The sequence below is a fragment of the Candidatus Magnetobacterium casense genome (genome assembly GCF_000714715.1).
GTDB classification, from domain to species: Bacteria; Nitrospirota; Thermodesulfovibrionia; order Thermodesulfovibrionales; family Magnetobacteriaceae; genus Magnetobacterium; species Magnetobacterium casense.
Genome location: NZ_JMFO01000005.1, coordinates 1 through 22142, shown reverse-complemented (window position 1 = coordinate 22142; position 22142 = coordinate 1). Strand labels below are relative to the sequence as shown.

The 22142-nt window shown below is 49.0% G+C and carries 21 protein-coding genes, 1 tRNA gene and 1 pseudogene; 21 read left to right on the top strand and 2 right to left on the bottom strand.

The window, feature by feature from the left end:
• The first annotated feature begins 78 nt into the window (after nt 1-78).
• The 10 genes from Mcas_RS03985 (at nt 79) to proB (ending at nt 12669) form a co-directional block, all read left to right on the top strand.
• Entirely contained in the window at nt 79-1365 is a 1287-nt protein-coding gene (locus tag Mcas_RS03985; RefSeq protein WP_040334226.1) for a thiolase family protein, read from the top strand.
• Between the two features lie 220 nt (nt 1366-1585).
• Nucleotides 1586-1909, top strand: a complete 324-nt coding sequence (locus Mcas_RS03980) for a hypothetical protein (RefSeq protein WP_162176252.1) — start codon at nt 1586-1588, stop codon at nt 1907-1909.
• Nucleotides 1910-2064: 155 nt separating this feature from the next.
• Nucleotides 2065-3657, top strand: coding sequence for a lytic transglycosylase domain-containing protein (locus Mcas_RS16230; RefSeq protein WP_081853592.1), 1593 nt, complete (start codon nt 2065-2067; stop codon nt 3655-3657).
• A gap of 14 nt (nt 3658-3671) precedes the next feature.
• Nucleotides 3672-5096 (top strand): hypothetical protein, encoded by a 1425-nt coding sequence (locus Mcas_RS03970; protein ID WP_040334224.1) that lies wholly within the window; start codon nt 3672-3674, stop codon nt 5094-5096.
• Nucleotides 5097-5191: 95 nt separating this feature from the next.
• Nucleotides 5192-7513 (top strand): acetate/propionate family kinase, encoded by a 2322-nt coding sequence (locus tag Mcas_RS03965; RefSeq protein ID WP_040334223.1) that lies wholly within the window; start codon nt 5192-5194, stop codon nt 7511-7513.
• Between the two features lie 191 nt (nt 7514-7704).
• The gene (locus Mcas_RS03960) at nt 7705-8358 is read left to right on the top strand and encodes a cobalamin B12-binding domain-containing protein (RefSeq protein WP_156033110.1); all 654 of its coding nucleotides are present in this window, start codon (nt 7705-7707) and stop codon (nt 8356-8358) included.
• A 20-nt stretch (nt 8359-8378) separates the two neighbouring features.
• Nucleotides 8379-9419 carry a uroporphyrinogen decarboxylase family protein gene (locus tag Mcas_RS03955; protein WP_200873625.1) on the top strand — a complete coding sequence of 347 codons (1041 nt, stop codon included), beginning with the start codon at nt 8379-8381 and terminating at the stop codon, nt 9417-9419.
• A gap of 42 nt (nt 9420-9461) precedes the next feature.
• Nucleotides 9462-11123: a sensor histidine kinase gene (locus tag Mcas_RS16225; RefSeq protein ID WP_235203275.1), complete on the top strand. Its 1662-nt coding sequence runs from the start codon at nt 9462-9464 to the stop codon at nt 11121-11123.
• A gap of 158 nt (nt 11124-11281) precedes the next feature.
• Nucleotides 11282-11512, top strand: coding sequence for a DUF2442 domain-containing protein (locus Mcas_RS03945; protein WP_040334222.1), 231 nt, complete (start codon nt 11282-11284; stop codon nt 11510-11512).
• A 62-nt stretch (nt 11513-11574) separates the two neighbouring features.
• On the top strand, nt 11575-12669 hold the full coding sequence (gene proB / locus Mcas_RS03940) for a glutamate 5-kinase (RefSeq protein WP_235203270.1): 1095 nt from the start codon (nt 11575-11577) through the stop codon (nt 12667-12669).
• On the opposite strand, the gene exbB is transcribed toward proB, so the two are convergent.
• The gene (gene exbB / locus Mcas_RS03935; protein ID WP_040334220.1) at nt 12659-13099 is read right to left on the bottom strand and encodes a TonB-system energizer ExbB; all 441 of its coding nucleotides are present in this window, start codon (nt 13097-13099) and stop codon (nt 12659-12661) included. The genes proB and exbB overlap by 11 nt on opposite strands.
• A gap of 446 nt (nt 13100-13545) precedes the next feature.
• Here exbB and tig point away from each other — a divergent pair, with 446 nt between their 5' ends.
• The 10 genes from tig to Mcas_RS17390 all read left to right on the top strand — a co-directional run bounded on the left by tig (nt 13546) and on the right by Mcas_RS17390 (nt 20709).
• On the top strand, nt 13546-14793 hold the full coding sequence (gene tig / locus Mcas_RS03925) for a trigger factor (RefSeq protein WP_040334218.1): 1248 nt from the start codon (nt 13546-13548) through the stop codon (nt 14791-14793).
• A 3-nt stretch (nt 14794-14796) separates the two neighbouring features.
• Nucleotides 14797-15393, top strand: a complete 597-nt coding sequence (gene clpP, locus Mcas_RS03920) for an ATP-dependent Clp endopeptidase proteolytic subunit ClpP (RefSeq protein ID WP_040334217.1) — start codon at nt 14797-14799, stop codon at nt 15391-15393.
• A 73-nt stretch (nt 15394-15466) separates the two neighbouring features.
• On the top strand, nt 15467-16702 hold the full coding sequence (gene clpX, locus Mcas_RS03915) for an ATP-dependent Clp protease ATP-binding subunit ClpX (RefSeq protein WP_040334216.1): 1236 nt from the start codon (nt 15467-15469) through the stop codon (nt 16700-16702).
• Nucleotides 16703-16728: 26 nt separating this feature from the next.
• Entirely contained in the window at nt 16729-17223 is a 495-nt protein-coding gene (locus Mcas_RS03910) for a type II secretion system protein (protein ID WP_162176251.1), read from the top strand.
• Between the two features lie 14 nt (nt 17224-17237).
• Nucleotides 17238-17915 (top strand): hypothetical protein, encoded by a 678-nt coding sequence (locus tag Mcas_RS03905; protein WP_040334214.1) that lies wholly within the window; start codon nt 17238-17240, stop codon nt 17913-17915.
• Complete coding sequence (locus tag Mcas_RS03900; RefSeq protein ID WP_162176250.1) at nt 17912-18442, top strand: Uma2 family endonuclease; 531 nt, start codon at nt 17912-17914, stop codon at nt 18440-18442. Before Mcas_RS03905 ends, Mcas_RS03900 begins: the two co-directional genes overlap by 4 nt.
• 31 nt (nt 18443-18473) lie before the next feature.
• Nucleotides 18474-19118, top strand: a complete 645-nt coding sequence (locus tag Mcas_RS03895; protein ID WP_040334212.1) for a hypothetical protein — start codon at nt 18474-18476, stop codon at nt 19116-19118.
• A complete protein-coding gene (locus Mcas_RS03890) occupies nt 19119-20354 on the top strand; it encodes an MFS transporter (protein ID WP_040334211.1) in 1236 nt (411 codons plus the stop codon).
• Between the two features lie 99 nt (nt 20355-20453).
• Nucleotides 20454-20541, top strand: a tRNA-Leu gene (locus Mcas_RS03885).
• A gap of 30 nt (nt 20542-20571) precedes the next feature.
• Nucleotides 20572-20709 carry a hypothetical protein gene (locus Mcas_RS17390; RefSeq protein WP_156033108.1) on the top strand — a complete coding sequence of 46 codons (138 nt, stop codon included), beginning with the start codon at nt 20572-20574 and terminating at the stop codon, nt 20707-20709.
• A 384-nt stretch (nt 20710-21093) separates the two neighbouring features.
• Here Mcas_RS17390 and Mcas_RS03875 read toward each other — a convergent pair whose 3' ends face one another.
• Nucleotides 21094-21603, bottom strand: a complete 510-nt coding sequence (locus Mcas_RS03875) for a DDE-type integrase/transposase/recombinase (RefSeq protein ID WP_040334209.1) — start codon at nt 21601-21603, stop codon at nt 21094-21096.
• Between the two features lie 202 nt (nt 21604-21805).
• Between Mcas_RS03875 and Mcas_RS03870 the strand changes: the two are divergent.
• Nucleotides 21806-22142 (top strand): annotated as a pseudogene (locus Mcas_RS03870) (ISAzo13 family transposase); the annotation flags it as partial.

Here is a 22142-nt window from a genome sequence, read left to right as displayed (position 1 = left end):
TCAGGATAACAACTTTTTTTTGCTTTCTCTGGTTGTGATATGGCAAAATATTGGTAAATTTTATTAGGAGGTTGACCTTTGAAAGAAGTAGTAATAGTTAGTGGTGTCAGGACTGCGGTGGGGGCCTTTGGTGGAGCTCTCAAGGATGTGTCGGCAATAGACCTTGGGGCGTTGGTCATCAAGGAGACATTGAAGAAGGTAGGTCTGAGGCCGGTGGCCGATGAGGCGTTGAAGGAGTTTGCCCCTGACAAGTTGAAGGACCAGGGGATGATTGAACTTGAGAAGAGGTATCACGACTATGACACTGCCCTCAGTCCCGTGTCAATAGACGAGGTCGTGATGGGCAATGTTGTCCAGGCCGGGCAGGGTCAGAATCCTGCCAGACAGGCAACCATCAGAAGCGGTATCCCCAAGGAGACACCGGCGGCAACGATCAACAAGGTCTGTTCCTCCGGACTGAGGTCTATAGCGATGGGGGCACAGAGCATCATGCTGGGTGAGGCCGATGTGGTCGTCGCCGGGGGCATGGAGAGCATGAGCAACATCCCGTTTACGTTACCGTCGGCACGCTGGGGCTACAGGATGGCGCTGACCGGGGTGGCCGATGTCATCGACCTGATGGTCTATGATGGCCTGTATGAGATATTCTATGGCTATCACATGGGGATCACGGCAGAGAACATCGTACAGCTCTACGGCATATCCAGGGAGGAGCAGGACCAGCTCAGTGTGCTCAGTCACACCAGGGCACGTCAGGCAATAGTCGATGGCACGTTTAAGGAGGAGATTGTACCCGTCGTCATCAAGGGACGCAAGGAGGACATCATCGTGGATACCGATGAACGCCCAATGGATACCTCCATGGATAAACTGGCAAAGATGAAGCCCGCATTTAAGAAGGATGGCTCCGTCACCGCCGGTAACGCCTCCGGTATCAACGACGGAGCGGCGGCAGTGCTGTTGATGAGTGCAGACAAGGCAAAGGCAATGGGGCTGGAGCCGTATGTCAAGATAAAGGGTTTTGCTACGGGCGCCATAGACCCTGCATACATGGGCTTAGGTCCCATACCGGCAGTGAGAAAGCTGTTAAAGCAAAACGGTCTCAGCGTTGGAGACATCGATTGCTGGGAGGTCAACGAGGCCTTTGCCGCCCAGGCACTTGCCTGTATAAAGGAGCTGGGACTGGCCAGCGATAAGCCAAATGAACTGGGCAGTGGTATCTCACTTGGACATCCTATCGGATGCACGGGGGCCAGACAGGTCGTTACCGGTATGCGGCAGATGAAACGCAAGGGATACAAGAGGGGCATCGTAACCATGTGCATCGGTGGTGGCATGGGCTATGCCATGCTGATGGAACGATAGCAGGAAAAACTCCCCGGGTATAGAGGGGGACGGCCTTTGTGCTGCCCCCCTCTATACCCGCTTACGACTTAAGGATGGTAAGATTATGTCATACGCATACGTAAATGATTTTCTCTATTATGTAATAAGACCTGACGAAAAGAGAGGCAATAATGTACTTGTATATTGTTCCGGGGTTAACGTCAGTCGTTTTCTTCCGCTGACAGCGGGCAGGCATCGGTTGGGTCAAAATCCGGCCGTCAAGGGGTTACAGTCGTCAAACCTTGAGGTGCGGTCTTTTGTGCTCTCCAGGGGGGCCACTTTGCGCTCTGTCAGGGGCGATGACTGTAGCGGAATTGTCACCGGCAATGACCTGTGGAACTCGGAGCTGTTTCTAATAGAGAATGCCCCGGTATCATTGCCCTCCGAGGTCGTTCGATTTGCCGTGTTAAATCTACTGGGGATCGTGCTGCCTGCATGTCTGCCAAATGTCAAACTACCCCCGCTGCCCCAGGAGTTCCCCACGCCTGAGCAGTTGCAGGACTATCTGCAGTCGCTGCCTTAAGGCAAAGAGGGAAGGCATCCTGACTGAAAAAACCCGTATAATTTCGGTATGCCTAATAGCCTTGTAATATCAGCCACTTGGTTATTTCAAAAAAAATTTTTATTTTCCGTATCAAGGGGACTTGACAAGTCTATTTTATTTGTGTATAATTCTTCATGCGGATAGTCAGGTTAATAGTAATAGCGATAATAGCAGCGACATTAATGCTGCCCATTAATGGACATGCGCTGTTTTATGGTGCAGAGAAGAAGGAAGAAAACAAGACAACCAACGGCTTGCCTTACGAAAAGATACCGCACCGCACAATCAAAGAAAACTCCCCCGTATCACAACACAGCAACAGCGTCCAGATAGAACACTCGGTCAATATTAATGCCGCCGATTCACCAGCGGATGCCGATGGCACTGACATGGGAGCGATGTTCAGAAGACTCGGCAACGATCCCCCTGAAGACAGTGGCCTGATAATCGGCAGGTTGACCGACACACCGCAAGATATGACTCTGCTGACAACGGCACTGCCCACTCTGGGAGCGTCCGATATCAGCGCCGAAGGACATCACAGCCTTGACGGCAAGGCCAGGGCGGTTGTAGAGGAATACCTGGTGTATTTCTCAAAGAAAGTAAAATCGACATTTTCGCAGTGGCTGACCCGTGGTTCCAGATACGTGCCTGTGATGAAACAGGTGCTGCAAGAGCACAACGTCCCCGGAGACCTCGTTTATCTACCCTTAATCGAAAGCGGTTTCAATCTCTTTGCACGTTCAAATTCTCATGCGGTTGGCCCCTGGCAACTGATGGCCTCAACGGCAAAGCGTTTGAATCTTAAGATCAACTACTGGGTAGACGAGAGACACGACCCCATAAAATCAACCATGGCGGCCTCACGATACCTGAAATTCCTGTTTGAGAAGTTTGGCTCCTGGGACCTCGCAATTGCCGCATACAACGCCGGAGAACTCAACATAGAAAATGCCCTGAGACGCTCAAACACAACCTCCTTCTGGAAGCTGTTTGGCAGCACGCACATACCTAAAGAGACCAGACAGTTTGTGCCAAAATTCCTTGCAGCCCGCGAGATAGGACAGACCCCCGATAAGTACGGCCTTGACGACGTGGATGTGCGAACCCCGTTTACGTTCGATGTGGTGGTCATCTCCCCGCCGGCCACCCTGGAATTTGTCGCCAAAGCGGCAGGCACCACCGTTGAGAAGATACGTGAACTAAACCCCGAAATCAGACAATGGTGCATCCCCCCTTACATGCAGAAATACCGCCTGAGAATACCCGTGGGCAAAAAAGACTCCTTCCTCGCAGCCTATAACGCCGCCAGTGATGGCGAAAGATACCCCCTGGGCAGCTACACAACCGTAAAAGGCGATACCCTCTCCACAATCGCACGCAAGGCAAGGGTACAGGCAGACATCCTCCGAGACCTCAACCGCTTGTCATCAAATGGCACATTAAACCCTGGTATGGTTATCTACCTGCCACCCAACACAACCATCACCAAGATCGATGATAAACATCAGACGGATAAAATACACGCCAAACATAAGAACCTCAAAAAGACACAGTTAAACGCAAAGACACCAACGCATAAATCAAAAATTAACGCAAAAACAACTGTGCAGAAGACGAAAATTAAAGCAAAAACAAAAAATCCTGCATCCGGGAAAATCGTAAAAATACACAACAAAACGACCATCCAGACCAAGACCTCAGCCAAGCAACACAAACGCACATAAGGAGTCACCACCGAATGAGTAGCATAGCAGTTGTCTCTGTAATGGCAACACCGGTGCTTAGTCCTTTCTGGATACTTGCTGCCGGGGCTGGAGCCGCTGTGGCGGCGTCTCGTTTTGCGCTGGATGTTTACGCCGACTACAAAGACGCAAAAAAAAGCACTCAAAGGGCCGCCTTTGTTGCCTCCCTGCGCGACAACCTGAAAAACACGGTAGCCGAATTTAAAAGCGACATAGACAACCTGCACGCGGATAACAGTGACCACCTGCTGGAAAAATTAAGCCAGATAGAGGCCTTTGACCGCACCCTCCAACTTGCCAACACCCAACAGGCCGTGCAGGAGGCAGTCATAAAGTTTGGTCAACATTACGGCGCCCTCAAGGCTGAGATAGAGGCCATAAAGGTCGAACAACGACAGACCCGAAAGACCGAAGCCCAAAAGACCGAATCAATAAATGCCGCAACAACGGAGCTTACAGGGCATCACCCCACCCCTGTCACTGCCGCCACCATCGATACCGCACAGCAGACAGAACAACGCCACATGCGACAGGCTGAGACCACCCCCATAGGTGGAAAGGGTGAACGTGAGGAAATCGTTGCAGAAGCATGGCTGTTTTACAATCGCATAAGGGACATCGATCCGGACTACGTCAGCGAGCTTACCCCGTTGGCAAACGAACTTGACGACTGTCCGTATTCCCAGCGCCTGCAACTGATCAGGACAACCATGAAGCTGCACTATGGCAAGGTAAAGGCCCTTGCGGCAGAGACAAACTCCTTCAGGGATATGCTTGAAAAGCTCCTCGGATATGCCTCACAGTACGACGGCGCCGCCGAGGTCTCTCCAACGATAGAGACATTATTTTCGCAAAAGTATATCAACAGGCAACAGTACGACAACGGCGTTGCACAGCTAACGGAGTTTGTTGCAAAAGCTGAGGAACGCATCGCACGACAGAGGCTTATCCGTAAACTCAAGGACAACATCGAGTCCCTGGGCTATGCCATTGCTGCCGGCGATGATGCCGCTTCCCCGGACGTTGAGTCATTGACATCAGACCTGCTCCTGAAAATAGACAACGGACAGGTCGTCTATATCGATACGCAATGGCAGGATTACAAGGTCATGCTAAAACTCAATCAGAATGCAGAGCTTACCACCAGGTTGGTCAAACTTGTGCAGAGTCAACAGCAGACACAGGACGTCCCGACCAATCAGAGGCAGCGTGACATGGAAATAGCCAGGAAGTGGTGTGAGGACTACGACAAGTTTCTGGAAAAATTCCGGCAAGAACATCTCTCCCTGGGCCTCAGACTCCGCAAAGAACCACAGGAACAAGACATCCTCTACATCGTAGACAATCGGCAACAGATCGACAAACACAGACAAGAAAAAACAGACAGTTCTGCACACAACACAGTGAGAACAGCCGACTGAACTCTCACTCCGTTGACGGCTTAAAAATTGAGAACCGTTATCTCTGCAGAACTGCCAAATCTTAAGTTGTAACAACTAAGGAGGTACCGAGCGCAATGGAGCTACCGAACTTTCTCTCATCGGTGAAACAATTTGAACCACTCAATAAGGAAGAGATACAAACGCTGGTGTCAGCGGCAACAGTGCAGGAGTACACGGACGGCCAGGAGATAAAGAAAAAGGGTGAACCCAGTAGAGCACTCTGGGTCGTCTACGACGGCAAGGCCAACGTGGTTTTAACGGAGGCCAATGGGGAAAGAAAGGTCATCGCAACCCTCACACGGGGTGATATATTTGGCGAGATGTCGCTGATGAGCGGTGAACCATCCGAAGCCGATATCGTGGCCCATGGCGGGTGCAAGGTCATAAGGCTCAACAGAGAGCTCTGCTCTGACGTGATCATGAAAAACCCCAAGACCCTGACCATTATAGCCCAAACCATCACCAGACGCCTGATCCAGAGGGAACGGGAAAACCTGGAAAAACCTGACGTCACCACCGCCCTGCAGCACAACACCGACCCCTATGACCTCGAGTTCTCCTCTGCCATAGAGCCGATAAAGGTGCTGGTAATAAACAGCCGCATAGCATCACTGAAGTATGCATTGTTTGATACCAAGTACAGCATCCCCCTGATGGATGGCCTCATTGACAAGTTTGATACGCCCAATTGCAGCCACACCGTCTACACAGCCGGCAGCAAGCACGAAATCACAACGGATGCCAGGACAACGGCAGAGGCCATAAAGTCAATGGTAACCGCCCTGCTGGACCATAAATACGGTATGATTAAACACATCGACGAAATAAAAGCGGTCGGACACCGTGTTGTCCACGGTGGGGCTAATTTCTTTAACTCCGTGGTGATTGACGATAAAGTGAGGGAGGTCATCAGACAGTGCTCACAACTAGCCCCCCTGCATAACCCATACAATCTGGCAGGGATTGAGGAGATGATAAAACTCCTGCCCCAGGCCAGGCATGTTGCGGTTTTTGATACAGCCTTCCACCGAAACATGCCCGAACACGCTTACAAGTATGCCCTGTCCAAGAGCCTGAACGAAGATGAAACAATCCGTCGTTATGGTTTTCATGGCATAAATCACCGCTACGTGACCTTCAAGGCTGCAACGTACCTCAAACGTCCTGTCAAGGACCTCAAGATCATCTCCTGTCACCTCGGGCATGGCGCTTCGCTGTGTGCCATAGACCACGGGCGAAGCATTGATACCTCGATGGGTATGACGCCCCTGGAGGGGTTGATGATGGGCACCAGGTGCGGAGACGTAGACCCCGGCGTCATTATATATCTGATGAAACTGGGTTTTACGGCCGATGAACTCTCAAAGATACTCAACGTGGAAAGTGGTCTCAAGGGGGTCAGTGGGGTCAGCAACTGCATGAAGGACGTCCTGGATGCCGCCGAGGAGGGTAACAAGCGTGCCAAGGATGCCATCGGGATGTACTGCTATCGTATAAAGAAGTACATTGGCGCCTACATAGCCGCACTCGGTGGACTGGACGTGCTCATCTTTACCGGCGGCATTGGTGAGAACTCCACAGAGGTGCGGGCCAGGGTCTGCCAGGGGTTGCAGCCGTTTGGGATCAGTCTCTATGAGGAGGCCAATCGTCAGAACAGGTCATTCCTCAAACAGGTGGAGGAGATAACCGCACCGGGGTCAAATATACGGGTGCTTGTCATCAAGTCCAATGAAAATATGATGATAGCCCGCGAAACCCTCCATGCCATGGGCAGGCTGCGCTCAACCAACGTAGAGGAGTACAGGCGTCGGCCAATCCCCATCAACGTATCCGCCCACCACGTGCATGTCAACCAGGCTGCCTTTGAGGTGCTCTTTGGTCCGGGCAGGACGCTGAACCCGAGGTCCCCGCTGAGTCAACCCGGTCAGTATGCAAGCGAGGAAACGGTCAACCTCATTGGCCCAAAGGGCAGGGTGGAAAAGGTCAGAATCCTGGGACCGTTCCGAAAGGAGTGTCAGGTTGAGATCGCACGCACGGAGGAGTTCAAGCTCGGCATTGACGCCCCCGTCAGGGACTCCGGTGACATAGAGGGCACGCCAGGGATAATACTTGAGGGTGAGGTCGGACAACTAAAAATCGACAAAGGGGTCATCTGTGCCCGCCGACACGTACACATGTCCCCAGAGGATGCCCTGGGCTACGGTCTCAGGGATAGAGACGTCATCCTGGTCAAGGTGCAGAGCAAACGAGAACTGATCTTTGGCGATGTCCTGGTCAGGGTCAGCCCTGATTTCAAACTCGACATGCACATAGACACCGACGAGGGAAACGCCGTCGAACACGTCACGGGTGTTGTCGGATACATCGAAGGCATCCAATCACGGGCATACATGTAGGCAAAAGAAAGAAGGAGGGCGGTTTATGGCAGGGGTGCCTCACCCCCTCTGCCCCCTCCTCAGACCTCCCCTGCAAGGGGGCCAGTCCCCCACTGAGCCGGGGGTCGCTGACCCCTTGACCCCATTTTACCATGCTTTTTTAGAAGATACCTTCTGTGGACAAATTAATGCTTTAATGCTAAAATACTCACATGGGTAGTGTATCGATAAACATATATGCCGAGCACATGGTGCAGGCGCTTTTATCCGTTGACAAGCTACGGGCTAAGGAGGTTTTAAGGGAGGCTCGTGAGCAATATCAGCCTTCTGAGGTTGTTGAAGGGATGATCGTGCCTTCTTTGGAGCGGATTGGTAATGACTGGGTGACTGGTGAAGTGTCTCTGTCACAGGTGTACATGAGCGGGAAGATATGTAATGAGATACTTGGAGATATAATGCCGGATAACTGCATAGTCAGAGAGGGGCAGTTAAATATTGCCATAGCGGTATTAGAGGATTTTCATACGCTTGGCAAGCAGATAGTGAAGGGGTTTTTGCAGGCGTCTGGTTTTGAGATTGTTGATTATGGCATGGGGGTCTCAGTTGATGACCTTGTAGAGCGTACCGTCAGGGACAAGGTTGATGTTCTTTTGATTTCGGTGCTTATGTTACCGTCGGCGCTAAGGGTGAAGGAGGTAAGAAGGGGCTTGCGGCAGAGGCAGTCATGTGCGATAATTGTTGTTGGCGGTGCGCCATTTAACTTTGATAAAGGGTTGTATAAAGAGGTTGGAGCGGACTATATGGGCAGGACGGTATCAGATGCCATCAGCATTGTAAATACGATAGAAAATAAGAGGGTGAGATAGTGTCCCTACAGATGACGTCAATGCAGAGGGTTTTGACTGCGCTTGGACATAAGGAGCCTGACCGTGTGCCTCTTTTTCTGTTATTCACGATGCACGGCGCAAAAGAATTGGGAATGTCTATGCGGGAATATTTCTCCAAGGCTGAAAATGTTGCCGAAGGACAGGTACGGGTGTGCAGGAAGTTCTCAAATGACTGTGTGTATGGGTTTTTCTATGCACCGATAGAGATAGAGGCATGGGGAGGTGAGGCAGTCTTCAGGGACGATGGCCCACCTAACGCGGGTATGCCTTTTATAAAGAAATTCGAGGATATACGTGGATTGATACCGCCAGAGGTGAAACAGAGCAGGTGTCTGCTCAGGGCACTGGAGGCCCAAAGGATGATGAGGGAAAAGGTGGGGGGTGATATCCCAATTATCGGCACCGTGATGTCGCCATTTTCTATCGCTGTAATGCAAATGGGTTTTGACAAGTACATTGAGCTGATATATGAACATAAGGAGCTATTTGAGCGCCTGATGAGAGTAAACGAGGAGTTCTGTGTGCAATGGGCAAACGCTCAGGCAGATGCGGGATGTACGGCTATCTGTTACTTTGATCCTGTGTCTTCAACAACGATCATAGACAGGGATTTATACCTGAAGACAGGCTACAATATAGCAAAGAGGACATTGTCCAGAATAAAGGCTCCGACGGCAACCCATTTTGCCGCAGGAAGATGTTATACTATTTTAGATGATATAATACAAACAGGTACATCAGTAATTGGTGTGAGTGCATTGGAAGACATGGGAAAAATAAAAAATGCCTGCAAAGGAAACATAACTATCATGGGAAATCTCAATGGAGTAGAGATGCGGCGATGGTCACAAGAGGACACAACCAGGATCGTAAAGGAGGCCATTGCAAAGGCAGGCAAGGGAGGCGGCTTTATACTGTCTGACAATCACGGGGAGATACCGCTGCAGGTGTCCGACGACGTATTGTATGCAATAGCTGACGCCGTAAAAGAATGGGGTCGTTATCCGCTGAAATGGCTGCAAGACGGTGACAGCAACTGACAGACACCAAGCACATCATAAGTATCAATGCTATAGTTGAAGATGCAGGAGGGACGTAGTATAAGCGAACAGGATAAGAGGCTTGCCGATTATGCCATGGTCTTTGACGTTGTAGGTCTTATTGCATCATACGCATCAGAGGATGTTGCCATTGAAAACATAATACATCTGCTGAGAAATCTCTTTGCGCCTTCAAGTATAATCTATGTCTCCATTGTTGACGGTCAGCCTTCGGAGATAATGACGTTCCCTGAAAAGGGCGATTACGAAGCGACGGTAAGTGACTTAACCGGAAATTTCGATGCTGACTATGACTGGACGGTATCGGGCAAGGGGTTCAGGTTCAAGATTAAAGGTAAGGATAATGTTGGTACGGATAGCGTTCTTGGATTAATGGAGATCGACGGGATTTTATTTCCCGATTACAGAAGTCATTATCTCAATCTGGCCCTTACCATTGCAAGCACACTTGGTCTTGCAATATCCAATTCACGTGCATATCAGTCGCTTTTAAGTGCAAATAAACAAATAAAAGAGTCTCATGACAGGCTGCTCAAGATACTTGAAAACATGGAGGCAATCGTCTATGTTGCCGACGTGCAGACATACGAGATCATATTTGTCAACCGTTACTTGAAAGAAGCCATAGGCAGCGATGACATAATAAACAAACTATGTTGGAATACAATTCAAACAGGGCAGGATGGACCATGCAGTTTTTGCAGCAATAACAAATTGTTTGACGAAAATGGTGAGCCGGCAGGCATATATACCTGGGAATTGCAAAACACCATTAATAAAAAATGGTACTATATGCAGGACAGGGCTATACGATGGGTAGACGGGCGGATTGTACGTCTTGAGATAGCCACCGATATAACAAAGAGAAAAACTCTGGAGAAACAACTGGAACAACTCAACGCTCATCTTGAGGAACAGGTCAGAAACAAGATAGACGAAATAAGACATAAGGAGCAGATGCTGATACAGCAATCCAAGATGGCGGCAATGGGCGAGATGATAGGAGTGATAGCACATCAATGGAAACAGCCATTAAACGCCATATCTCTAATAATACAGGATATCGCAGATACATATGACTACGGAGAGCTTAATCAGGAATATATCGATAACATTATCGAGGCATCAAAAGCCCAGATCAGTTTTATGACAAAGACGATAGACGACTTCAGGAACTTTTTTAAGCCAACCAAGAACAAGAGCGTGTTTAGCGTTGTCAGGTCGATCAAAGATATACTTTCAATGTTTACAGATGTGTTTAAGAAAGACGGTATTTCAATAAAGCTATCTTACGATAATGACAATGAACTGCAATGCACCGGCTATCCAAATGAATTCAAGCAGGTGATTCTTAATTTGATAAGCAATTCCAAGGATGCCATATTAACAAGACGCAGCAAGGACACCAAGACATATTTGGAAGGAACTATCAGAATATCTGTACAGAAAGATAAAAACAATGGCGTTTCTATAATAATAACCGATAACGGCGGTGGTATCCCTGAAGACATAAAAGACAGAATCTTTGAAGCATACTTTACAACCAAGCCCTCAGATGTTGGCACGGGCATAGGTCTGTACATGTCTAAGACAATAATAGAGAACAACATGTGTGGCAGACTTACGGTGAGAAACATAACCGAAGGAGCAGAATTTAAGATAACAATGAATTGTCTGGCATAGACTTAGGCAATGCTGCAGGGGGTGACTGGCTGTTAATTATCATAAGAAGTAATATATTTTAGTCATTTATTACCATTAATATGACATTGTCAAATTATGATTGAGAATTATGGGGTCAATAATACACTCATTTCTTTTGACTCTGAAGGAGTAACTTTATGCACGAAGTAAAGAATGCGCAGTATGTTAAGGGATATGTATTGGAGCTTGAGTTTGAAGATGGTAAAAAGAAACTTATAGACTTTGAGAAGTATCTATATTGGGAGGTCTTTGTTCCTTTAAAAGACGTTGATACATTCAGGGGATTCAAGGTTGACAGACAGCTCGGTACAATCACTTGGGAAACGGGGGCGGATTTTTGTCCGGACACCCTTTATGCCTATATGTAGGTGATTATTGTGGTTTATGAATTGTTTAAGAGAGACAATGTCTCTGCTTGCCGGAAATTAACGTGAATATACTGGTAATAAAGATTGGAAGTAACATAATAACGGACGAGGGAGGTCTGAGCCAGTCGAGAATAAATGCCCTGGCGTCGGACATATCTGCGCTCCACAGCACGGGTTATGCCACCGTAGTGGTGTCTTCCGGGGCGGTGGCTGCGGGCAGGAGCAAGTTGGGGATCAGGGGGCGCATACAGGATATCAACCTCAAGCAGGCTGCGGCGGCTGTGGGTCAGAGTTCGTTGGTGCTGGCCTACGAGCGGGCTTTTGGTGCACACGGCAAGAAGGTGGCACAGGTGTTGTTGACGCGGGATGTGTTTTCAGACCGCAAGCGATACATAAACGGCAAGAACACGCTTGTCACGCTCCTGAGCCTGGACGTCATCCCGATCATCAACGAAAACGACACGGTCTCAATAGACGAGCTGAAGTTTGGCGACAATGACAGTCTGGCTGCGCTTGTGGCCTCGATGCTGGATGCCGGGCGGCTGATAATCCTCTCGGACGTTGACGGCCTCTACACCGACGATCCCAGGAAAAACGCTCAGGCTGTCCTGATCCCCACGGTGACGGAAATAACGCCGGAGCTGGAGGCCCTGGCCAAGGGGGCAGGTTCAATATCGGGTACGGGCGGGATGTACTCCAAGCTCACTGCCGCAAAGATGGCTACCCGATGCGGGATCGTCGTCAACATCGTAAACGGCAGGAGGTCTGACCTGTTGAGTAGCGTCTTAAACGGCAGGGTTGCTGGGACGGAGTTTACCCCCACAGTCAAGCGGTATGCCGCACGCAAGGGGTGGATAGCCACGGGCATACGTGCAGCCGGCACGCTGTTTCTGGATGCCGGGGCGGTCAAGGCCCTCACCTGCGCAGGCAAGAGCCTCCTGCCGTCGGGAATAACGTCGCTGGAGGGCGAATTTGAGCGCGGAGATGCCCTCTACTGCGTCAATCCCGAGGGCGGGCGCATAGCCAAAGGACTCGTAAACTACTCCCACAAGGAACTGCAAACCATCATCGGCCTCAAAACCGATCAGATACAGACCGTCCTGGGGTACAAGTACTCCGACGAGGTCATACACCGAGATAACATGATCATACTCTGACTCTCTCTCTTGCATTGCGTATTTCCCATTGCATCAGAATGACCTTGACCCTTCTCAGGAGGCAGTTATAGAAGGTGACCGAAGGGATTGCCACGACAAGCCCTATGGCGGTTGCCTTAAGCGCCAGAGCCAGACCGACCATGATCTTGCTGCTATCCATAAAGCCCTCCTTGCCTATCGTGTAGAAGGTCAACATTATGCCAAGCACTGTCCCCAGTAGCCCTATGTATGGGGCATTGCTGCCGATGGTGGCTATTATGTGGAGCTTCCTGGTCAATTCTATCTCCAACTCACGCTTGTCACTAAATGCCTCTGTCTTTATATGTTGGTACAGCAGGGTCTTCTCAATGGCTATTGCCACCGATATAACGCTCATCACTACCAAAAGCCCCATGACACCATAATCTATTGCAACACCAAGCCACTGCATTGCCTATTCCTCCACCCTGGATTGCCTCTTAAGCAACGCCATAACCGCTATTACAATCCCAAACCCCGCATAGGCATGTTCAGTACCTCCTGTTTTAATTTATAGGCCAAATTTCCCAGTCCCGCAAGATGTAGCAACTTTCTGAGATAATTCTCCATTTCCCTGGGCGACAGCAGGGAAAACTTGCCAAGAATCCTCCTGATGGTAGAATCTATATCTTTGGTTTTGCACAGAATAGCCAGCGCGTTATCCTTTAATGCTATATCAAACTTCTGGAGCATTACATTATGATAACACCCCCTGAGTGTCTCTGTCAATAGGGCGAATTGCCTCGTAAGAGGGTATCGGCTGTGAGAACAATTTAGCCATGTATTGAAAAATACCTCTGCAATATTTTACACTAAGAGAAATAACAATAGTCACGAACAATTTTTTTAGGAGGATGGATGAATAGCCTTGTAGAGGACATTTCGGTTACAAGAAAGAGGATAACAATTGAGGCCACGGCAGCAGAGGTGGAGGCAGAGGTACAAAAGTCGCTGGAACAGGTCAAGAGTAAGGCGAAACTGTCAGGATTCAGGCCCGGCAAGGCCCCTATGTCCTTGATAGAAAAGAAATACAGACGGGACGTGGAGACCGAAGTGTTAGAGAGGCTTATCCCTGATTACTACGTAAATACGATAAAGTCACAGGGTTTGTCTCCGCTGACGCCACCCGTACTTGAGAGCAAGGACTACCGGAGCAAGGGGGACTTGAAGTTCGTATGCTATGTGGAGGTGCGTCCGGCAATCGAGGGCCTTGTCTATGAGGGCTTGCCCATTGAGCCTGTTGTTACACAGGTCAGCGACGAGGATGTTGAAATGCAGGTGAAGGCAATTGCCAGTAACCGCTCAACCTACAGCCCGGTTGACAGACCCATACAGGTTGATGACCTTGTGATGGTTGATATGGAGGACGTTAAAACCGGCAAGAAGTACGGGGAACAATATTATAAGGTTGGCCCTCAGGCCGCTGCCGACGATATCTCCATGGCCCTGGTAGGCAAGAGCAAGAATGATATGGCCGAAGTACACACAACGCTGCCTGCTAACTTTCCCGTCAACGACCTGGCAGGAAAGGTTGCCGATGTACGCATAACAATAAAGGACGTCAAGGAGTTGCTCACCACTGCAATTGACGACGAACTGGCAAAAGAGCTTGGCGTTGACACCCTCGATGAGCTCAGGGGCAAGGTCAGAGAGACACTGGAGAAACTTGCACAGGACAACATCATAAAGCGGCAAAAAGCGGCATTGATTAAGTCAATGGTGGAGAAGTATGACTTTGAGCTGCCCGAAATTGCACTGAAAGCAGAAATCGATATCATAGTGCAACAGGCAAAGACACAACAAAACTTGAAAGACCTGTCTGATGAGGAGTTAAGCCAAAGATTCAATGATGACGCAGTAAGAAGCCTCAAGACTAAGCTGCTCATCGAAACAATCGGCGAAAAGGAAAACATCACCGTCAACGAAGCAGACATGATGCAGAGAATCAAAGAGATCGCATACACATCGTCAATGACACCGGAGGCGTTACTACAGTACTATAACTCCGTGGAGGGTTCCTTAGAGATGCTTAGGTACACGCTTTTCCGGGAGAAGGTCGCCGACCTGATATATTCCAGGGCCAAAACGGTCGAAGGGGGACAATAACACATGGTTTTCATTCCTATGGTAATAGAGCAGACGGGCAGGACCGAACGTGCCTATGACATATACTCGCGCTTGCTCAAGGATCGGATAATCTTTCTCGGTTCGGCAATAGAGGACAACGTTGCCAACAGCGTCATAGCACAGATACTGTTCCTTCAGACGGAGGACCCTGAAAAAGACATACACCTGTACATAAACTCCCCCGGTGGGGTTGTGACGTCAGGGATGGCCATCTATGACACGATGCAGTATGTAAAGCCCGACATAGCCACATACTGCACGGGTCAGGCTGCCAGCATGGGGGCATTGCTGTTGGCCGCCGGTGCCAAGGGTAAGCGTTTCGCACTGCCACACTCCAGAATCCTGATACATCAGCCAATGGGAGGCTTCCAGGGACAGGCCACGGATATCGAAATCCATGCCCGGGAAATCCTTAAAATGAAGGAAACCCTCAACAACATCCTGGCCAGCCATACCGGACAACCACTGGAAAAAATCCAGATAGACACCGACAGGGACTATTTCATGTCGGCCCCCGACGCACAACACTATGGTATCGTGGACGAAGTGATATCGGCCATAAAGGATACCGGTAAATGACCCCAGTGTGCATTTGGCCTCAACGTGTGTTATCATATTATAAACAATTAAATTTCTGATAGAGAGGGACTCAATGGCAAAGAAGAAGGATGAACAGACTAAATGTTCATTTTGTGGAAAAAATCAGGTTGAGGTAAAAAAACTCATTGCCGGTCCATCCGTATATATATGCGACGAGTGCATAGACCTCTGTAATGATATCATCGCAGAGGAGATGAAGATCAGCTTCCCACAGAGAGAACCAAAGGGGGTGCAAACCCCGGTAAAGATACACGGCTTTCTCAACGACTATGTAATTGGTCAGGAACGGGCCAAAAAGGTGATCTCCGTAGCCGTGCACAATCATTACAAGAGGATATACAGGCAGACGGAAACCGAAGTGGAACTGCAAAAGAGCAATATCATCCTGATTGGTCCAACGGGAACGGGCAAGACCCTCCTGGCACAGACACTGGCGCGGTACCTCGACGTCCCCTTTACCATAGCCGATGCCACAACCCTCACGGAGGCCGGGTACGTGGGCGAGGACGTCGAAAACATCATCCTCAAACTCCTGCAGGCGTCCAACTACGACATCGAACGCACTCAGAAGGGTATCGTCTACATCGACGAAATAGACAAGATCAGCCGTAAGTCCGACAACCCCTCCATCACCCGTGACGTCTCCGGTGAGGGCGTGCAGCAGGCACTACTGAAAATCATCGAAGGTACCATAGCAAACGTCCCGCCACAAGGGGGAAGAAAGCATCCGCATCAGGACTACCTCCAGGTAGACACCACAAATATACTGTTTATCTGCGGTGGGGCCTTCAACGGCCTCGATGAACTGATCGGACAGCGGGTTGGAAAACGCACCGTTGGCTTTGGCGCCGAACTCTACACCAGAAGCCACAGGGAAAACATCCTGTCACAGGTAACGCCAGAAGACCTCACCAAGTATGGACTCATCCCCGAACTTGTCGGCAGATTGCCCGTCATCGCCACGCTCGAAGCACTCGATGAGGACGCCCTTATGCAGATTCTGGTAGAGCCTAAAAACGCACTGACAAAACAGTATGAACAACTGCTGTCCTTTGACAATGTGAGGCTGCTCTTTAAAGAAGAGGCATTGCGTGCCATTGCCAAAAAGGCCATCAGCAAGAAAACCGGCGCAAGGGGCCTGCGGGCAATCCTTGAAGAGGTCATGCTCGATGTCATGTACGAAATCCCCTCCCAGGAGGGCATCAAGGAGTGTATAGTAAAGGAGGAAACGATATTGCACAATGAAAAACCGATCCTTATATATCAACAGCAGGCTGAAACTGCATAGGTGGAGCGATGGTTATTAGGATGACGATGAAAGATAACAAGGGATTCTCTCTCTTAGAGCTCTTGGTTGTAATCGCTATAATCAGCCTCATTTTATCAATAGCCGTGGCGGCATTTTTGGGTATCAGGGACAGGTCAAGGATGACTGTGTTTTTGCGTGCCGCTAAGGAGGCAAGAGGCGATCTGCAATCCTGGCTTGACTCAGCCTATAGCCCTTCCGGCAAAATTACAACAACAACAAGTGTAGATTGTCAGGACGTTAATGCCGGTGAGTTGTTAAAAGATGGTGTCGCAACAAAATATGCCTATTGCAGAAATTCAGTGCTAAGGGAAGAATCGCCATGGAAACAAGGCACACCATTGTGGGTGGTAGTCACTGACGTAGCAGGTATTTCGGCATATACAGGACAAATTGTCATGGTGCAAAAACAAACCACCTCTACCACCTGGGCAACATCCGTAAGCGTATACGCAATTGGTCTTGATGGCGCGACGCTGTATAACGATACAGCAAAGTATTAATGTAAGGAGGCAGTGTGAGCAAGGAATCACCAGAGAGGGTGCCAGAGAGAACACCAGAGAAGGTGCCAGAGAAAGCACAAGACAAGCCGGCACCAGAGAGGACACAAAGAATGCCGGACAAAAGACAGTCGGACAGATGGCCATCAAAGGCGGACTATTCAACGCAGAAAAAGTATATCGCACTGACGCAAACGATCCTGACAATGGAAAACCGTCTGACGTGGACTGAATTTGCCTATATGTCTCTGAACATAGGCATATTGTTTTTTACCATAGCCTTGCTGGCTTATGCCACGGGCAAGACGGATGTGCATATAATATATATATCAACGTTGTTTCTCATTGTCGTTGGTGAGTTTACGTGTCTGTACTGGATAATTTCATCGATGAAGATTCAAATGAAACTAAAACTGCGCTACTTTCAAGCACGATATATGGAGCGAAAACAGGGGTTGCGTGATGAGGCGTTTTTTACCGATGAGACGGTCTACTTTAACCCCGCTATTGGCTATGTGGAGAGCCCTGATAAGCGTGAACGTGTCGATTATCCCAAGGCGGGTGCTATCAGAATGGACGGCTTTGCCGGATCGGCTAAACCAAGGTATCTGTCATGGGCTATGGTCGCTGTGTTGTTTTTCATATACGTAGTGCTTATGGTGTTTATATTGCTTCAAATGTTCAAGGTGCTATGATGACAGTCCTTGACGTGGAACCAGAGAGCGATATTGATCTGACCGAACTCATCGAAGGAGAAGAGATCGTGGGGCCAAGTCCTTTTAACAGACACCAGAGCGTTGTGGCTAATCTGTACGATGAGCTAAGGCGCTATGTTAAAGAAAATGACATAGGAATAGTGCCTTTTACGCCCCTTGATGTTATCTTTGAAGAGGGTGTCAACAGGCTCCAGCCGGATTTAATGTTCATCAAAAAAGAAAATCTGGCTATCGTGCAAGACTGGATAAGAGGGGTTCCGGACATGGTCGCAGAGGTCGTATCAAAGTCCTCAGTGGTCAGGGATACCATAACCAAGAAAGCTATCTACCAACGTTATAGGGTCCCAGAGTACTGGATTGTCATGCCTGAGTATGAGGCCATTGAGGTCTTTGCTATTGAACAGGGCGTATACGAACTATTCTCCTGTGCCGTGGGAAGCGGTTCCGTAAAATCAAAGATAATCCCCGGCTTGGAAATAGACGTCGCCGGCATATTTGTCGATTGAGCTATATGATGATAATGACCTGTACTTTCGTATGAAAATAAAACCAGATAGCTGGACAATCGTAATAGTTGGCAGTTGGAATCTGGCAACTTTTACCCCTGAGTGGTTGGTGGAGAATATCTTTTATGATACCGATATCCAGGTGGAGGTGGCATTGGGATACGGGATGCCTTTTCGGTTCAAGTCTCCCGGTGGGGGGTTTACGATCATACCGGAGCAGAATCGGATAACTCTGATGGCCTTAAAGGACGACGACCTGTCGCTATTGAAAATGGAAAAGGCTGCTTATAAACTGTTGGAACTGCTGTCATATACACCAGTGACGGCAATCGGATTCAACTTTGGTTTTGAAGACATATCGTTGTCTCAACTGCCTTTTAAATACGACTTTGAGGATTCCATGTTTTTTAATGCTCTGGGCTATCTGCTGACGTCGCAGACGATTAACAGAAGATTCATTGTAGACAACAGCATTCTCAATCTCTCCGTAACCATAAAACAAGACACCGTGTGGGTTGACTTCAATTTCCACTATGACCTCAACAATGCCGCAGACTATAAAACCAAGGTAACAAGAGGCATCGTGGATTCAAAACAAATTGTTACAGACCTACTCAGGGATGGTTATAAGTTAAACACCGACAGCATCAACGACGATAACGACAATCAGCAATAGATGAGAGACTTTCACAGTGGCAGCTTCACCAGTGGCATAGTTTCGGTGCCTGTGGTTGTTGCCGCACTGGGATACTTTGTCGATATCTATGACCTCATCCTCTTTGGGATTGTGAGGGTGCAGAGCCTTAAGGCCATCGGGGTGCAGGGGGCGGATATCATGAGCACGGGGATTTTCCTGCTCAACATGCAGATGGCCGGCATGCTCCTGGGAGGGGTGCTATGGGGCATCCTCGGAGACAAAAAGGGACGGGTCAAGATACTCTTCGGGTCAATCGTTGTGTACTCCATCGCCAATATAGCCAACGGGTTTGTCGAGTCTGTGGGGGGCTATGCGCTGTGGCGGTTTATTGCCGGTATCGGGTTGGCCGGGGAGCTGGGGGCCGGTGTGACACTTGTGCTGGAGACCCTGCCCAGGCATTTGCGTGGCTACGGGACGATGATTGTCGCTACCGTTGGGGTATCGGGCGCTATCCTGGGCAACTACATAGCGAAGACCTTTGATTGGAGGGTGGCGTATTTCATTGGTGGTGCCCTGGGCATGGCGTTGCTTGTCATGAGGCTTGGTGTGTACGAATCCGGAATGTATAAACAGATAGAGTCAAGCTATATCAGCAAGGGCAACTTCTTTTTCCTGTTTACCGACCGACGGCGTTTTTTCAAGTACATCAAGGCCATCATGATCGGTCTGCCGATATGGTTCTGCGTGGGAATCTTGATCATCCTGTCGCCGGAGTTTGCGATGGCCATGAATATCATAGGAGTGGTTAGTGCCGGCGAGGCCGTGATGGCGTGTTATATGGGGCTTGTCCTGGGAGACCTTGCAAGCGGGGCGTTGAGTCAGTTTCTGCGCAGTCGGAAAAAGGTCGTGTTGTTGTTCCTGGGGCTTTCAACTATTGCCGTAGGGGGGTATTTTATGCTTGGCGGGGTGGGAGTTTCGGTGTTTTATACGTTTTGTGGGTTCATAGGTTTTGCCGTGGGGTATTGGGCGGTATTTATCACCACGGCAGCAGAGCAGTTTGGTACAAACATCAGGGCAACGGTGGCATCGACTGTTCCAAACTTCATCCGAGGCATGGTCATACCCATTACCGCCATCTTTCAGTTTGCAAAGCACTACACGGGCATCCTCAGTGCGGGGGCGATTGTTGGAGGACTGTGTCTGTTCATCGCATTTTATGCCAACTACCATCTCGAAGAAACCTTCGACAAAGACCTCGATTACGTCGAAGTGTAGGCGGGATAGCGGGCGTGTAATAATTTTTCGTGCTATTGACAGCACTTGTTACCATATGATACCCTATACAGGTGTGTGTATTAAGCTGTTGACACGGAAGCCGGAGTGGCGGAATGGGTAGACGCAAGGGACTTAAAATCCCTCGGGCATTATGTTCGTACCGGTTCAAGTCCGGTCTCCGGTACCAAAAATCAATGACTTACAGGTGTCACAGAGTATGGTAGCACCACAAACAACCGTGGTCATGCAGCCACCGCCATTGTTTGGTTTTGTAGGTACTTTGGTGGTCGTCCTCGTCGTGGAGGATCAACCCATAACGGTAGAGGTAGCTTCATTCTTAACAACTATAGCATAGTCAATCTACGATTTGCCAAACCGGCAGCCATCGCTGGTGTACGTTCTTTCCATTTCTTTCCTTCTTCGTTGGATGGTTCCCGTAGTGACCTATGATAGCAACAGGGGCTTGCCCCTGGCTTGAACAGGGGTTGTAGAGACATCCCACAAGATACATTCCTGCTGTGAGAATAAGTTCTTTATGGGCAATTGCTCTACCACGTCTGACCAACATATGTAACCAACCCCTGAATGTAGCATTGAGTCTTTCTATATAAGAGGTGTTGATTCCCCTGCCACCACATGTCGCAGTTAGTACTGCTAAAATTGCATCCAGCGTCCCTATTACCGCACGTGTGACAACTTTTGCTACATGTTTCTTCTCATATTTCTTGACCACCCCTGTTCAAGCCAGGGGCAGGCTCTGACCGAGTAACAAGCCCTGTTGCGGCTCTAAGTGAGGACGGCCTACTTTACCCCTGTTCAAGTCAGGGGCAGGCTCTGTGTGTATGGGGGTACGAAATACCTTCTTGAACGCAGTAACATAGCTTGACAATCCATCTACACAAACCAATATCGACAAACTCTTAGCACTGCTACGAATTTTTTCTACCAATGTAGTAATGAGCCTTGAATCTCTCCTCTCACTTATGGCACCACCCAACCACAAACGGGATGGTACTGCAATAGCCATTGCCATCCACACCTTGGTTAATACCATCTTCACCCATATCTCATCTGCCTGTACATGCTTAATATCTACCTTCCCTTGTTGAACTGTATGCTCATGTACCTTCTTACAGTGTTCTCCACTCTTCTGTAACCAACTCGATACTGTACGTTCATCAAGACCAAAAGCAATCACTATCGCTTGAGTAGGACAACCATGAGCTAAAAGAACTGAAACTATCGCCACAATCTCAGCCCTCTTCTGTAGTCTATAAAACGGTGTTCCTTTTGTCTCTGTAAAAGTTTTTCCGCACTCCGGGTAGCACCACAATCAACCGTGGTTGCCAGTATTTAAGCCACTTTTATCCCTTAGGATTTGTCCACAAATAACTTGTACAAATGGTGTCTAAATATGTTATGCTCAAAAAGTGCAAAGCGATACCGAACTTATGATACAAAGAAAATTTGAAGTACTCAAAGATGTTTTAGACGAACAAGGCAGACGAATGTGGGCTGCAGTGGAAGCCGAGGCATTGGGACGAGGAGGAGTTACTTCAGTTTCCAGATCTACTGGTCTTTCGCGGACAACGATATATGAAGGAATTAGACGTATTGCTGAATCAAAGGAAAAACCTTCAAAAGGGAAAAAGAAGATACGTTTACCTGGAGGTGGACGCAAGCCGGTTGTTGAAACAGACCCATCCGTGCTTGTAGATATTGAGGGGTTGGTAGATCCGGTTACCCGAGGAGACCCTGAGTCTCCATTACGGTGGACCTGTAAGAGTG

Excerpts from the sequence above, each read along its gene's own strand:
- Mcas_RS16230 (WP_081853592.1), top strand. The coding sequence starts at position 2,065 with ATGCGGATAGTCAGGTTAATAGTAATAGCGATAATAGCAGCGACATTA.
- Mcas_RS03970 (WP_040334224.1), top strand. The coding sequence starts at position 3,672 with ATGAGTAGCATAGCAGTTGTCTCTGTAATGGCAACACCGGTGCTTAGT.
- Mcas_RS03965 (WP_040334223.1), top strand. The coding sequence starts at position 5,192 with ATGGAGCTACCGAACTTTCTCTCATCGGTGAAACAATTTGAACCACTC.
- Mcas_RS03960 (WP_156033110.1), top strand. The coding sequence starts at position 7,705 with ATGGGTAGTGTATCGATAAACATATATGCCGAGCACATGGTGCAGGCG.
- Mcas_RS03955 (WP_200873625.1), top strand. The coding sequence starts at position 8,379 with ATGCAGAGGGTTTTGACTGCGCTTGGACATAAGGAGCCTGACCGTGTG.
- Mcas_RS16225 (WP_235203275.1), top strand. The coding sequence starts at position 9,462 with ATGCAGGAGGGACGTAGTATAAGCGAACAGGATAAGAGGCTTGCCGAT.
- Mcas_RS03945 (WP_040334222.1), top strand. The coding sequence starts at position 11,282 with ATGCACGAAGTAAAGAATGCGCAGTATGTTAAGGGATATGTATTGGAG.
- exbB (WP_040334220.1), bottom strand. The coding sequence starts at position 13,099 with ATGCAGTGGCTTGGTGTTGCAATAGATTATGGTGTCATGGGGCTTTTG.
- tig (WP_040334218.1), top strand. The coding sequence starts at position 13,546 with ATGAATAGCCTTGTAGAGGACATTTCGGTTACAAGAAAGAGGATAACA.
- clpP (WP_040334217.1), top strand. The coding sequence starts at position 14,797 with ATGGTTTTCATTCCTATGGTAATAGAGCAGACGGGCAGGACCGAACGT.
- clpX (WP_040334216.1), top strand. The coding sequence starts at position 15,467 with ATGGCAAAGAAGAAGGATGAACAGACTAAATGTTCATTTTGTGGAAAA.
- Mcas_RS03910 (WP_162176251.1), top strand. The coding sequence starts at position 16,729 with ATGAAAGATAACAAGGGATTCTCTCTCTTAGAGCTCTTGGTTGTAATC.
- Mcas_RS03900 (WP_162176250.1), top strand. The coding sequence starts at position 17,912 with ATGATGACAGTCCTTGACGTGGAACCAGAGAGCGATATTGATCTGACC.
- Mcas_RS03895 (WP_040334212.1), top strand. The coding sequence starts at position 18,474 with ATGAAAATAAAACCAGATAGCTGGACAATCGTAATAGTTGGCAGTTGG.
- Mcas_RS03890 (WP_040334211.1), top strand. The coding sequence starts at position 19,119 with ATGAGAGACTTTCACAGTGGCAGCTTCACCAGTGGCATAGTTTCGGTG.
- Mcas_RS17390 (WP_156033108.1), top strand. The coding sequence starts at position 20,572 with ATGGTAGCACCACAAACAACCGTGGTCATGCAGCCACCGCCATTGTTT.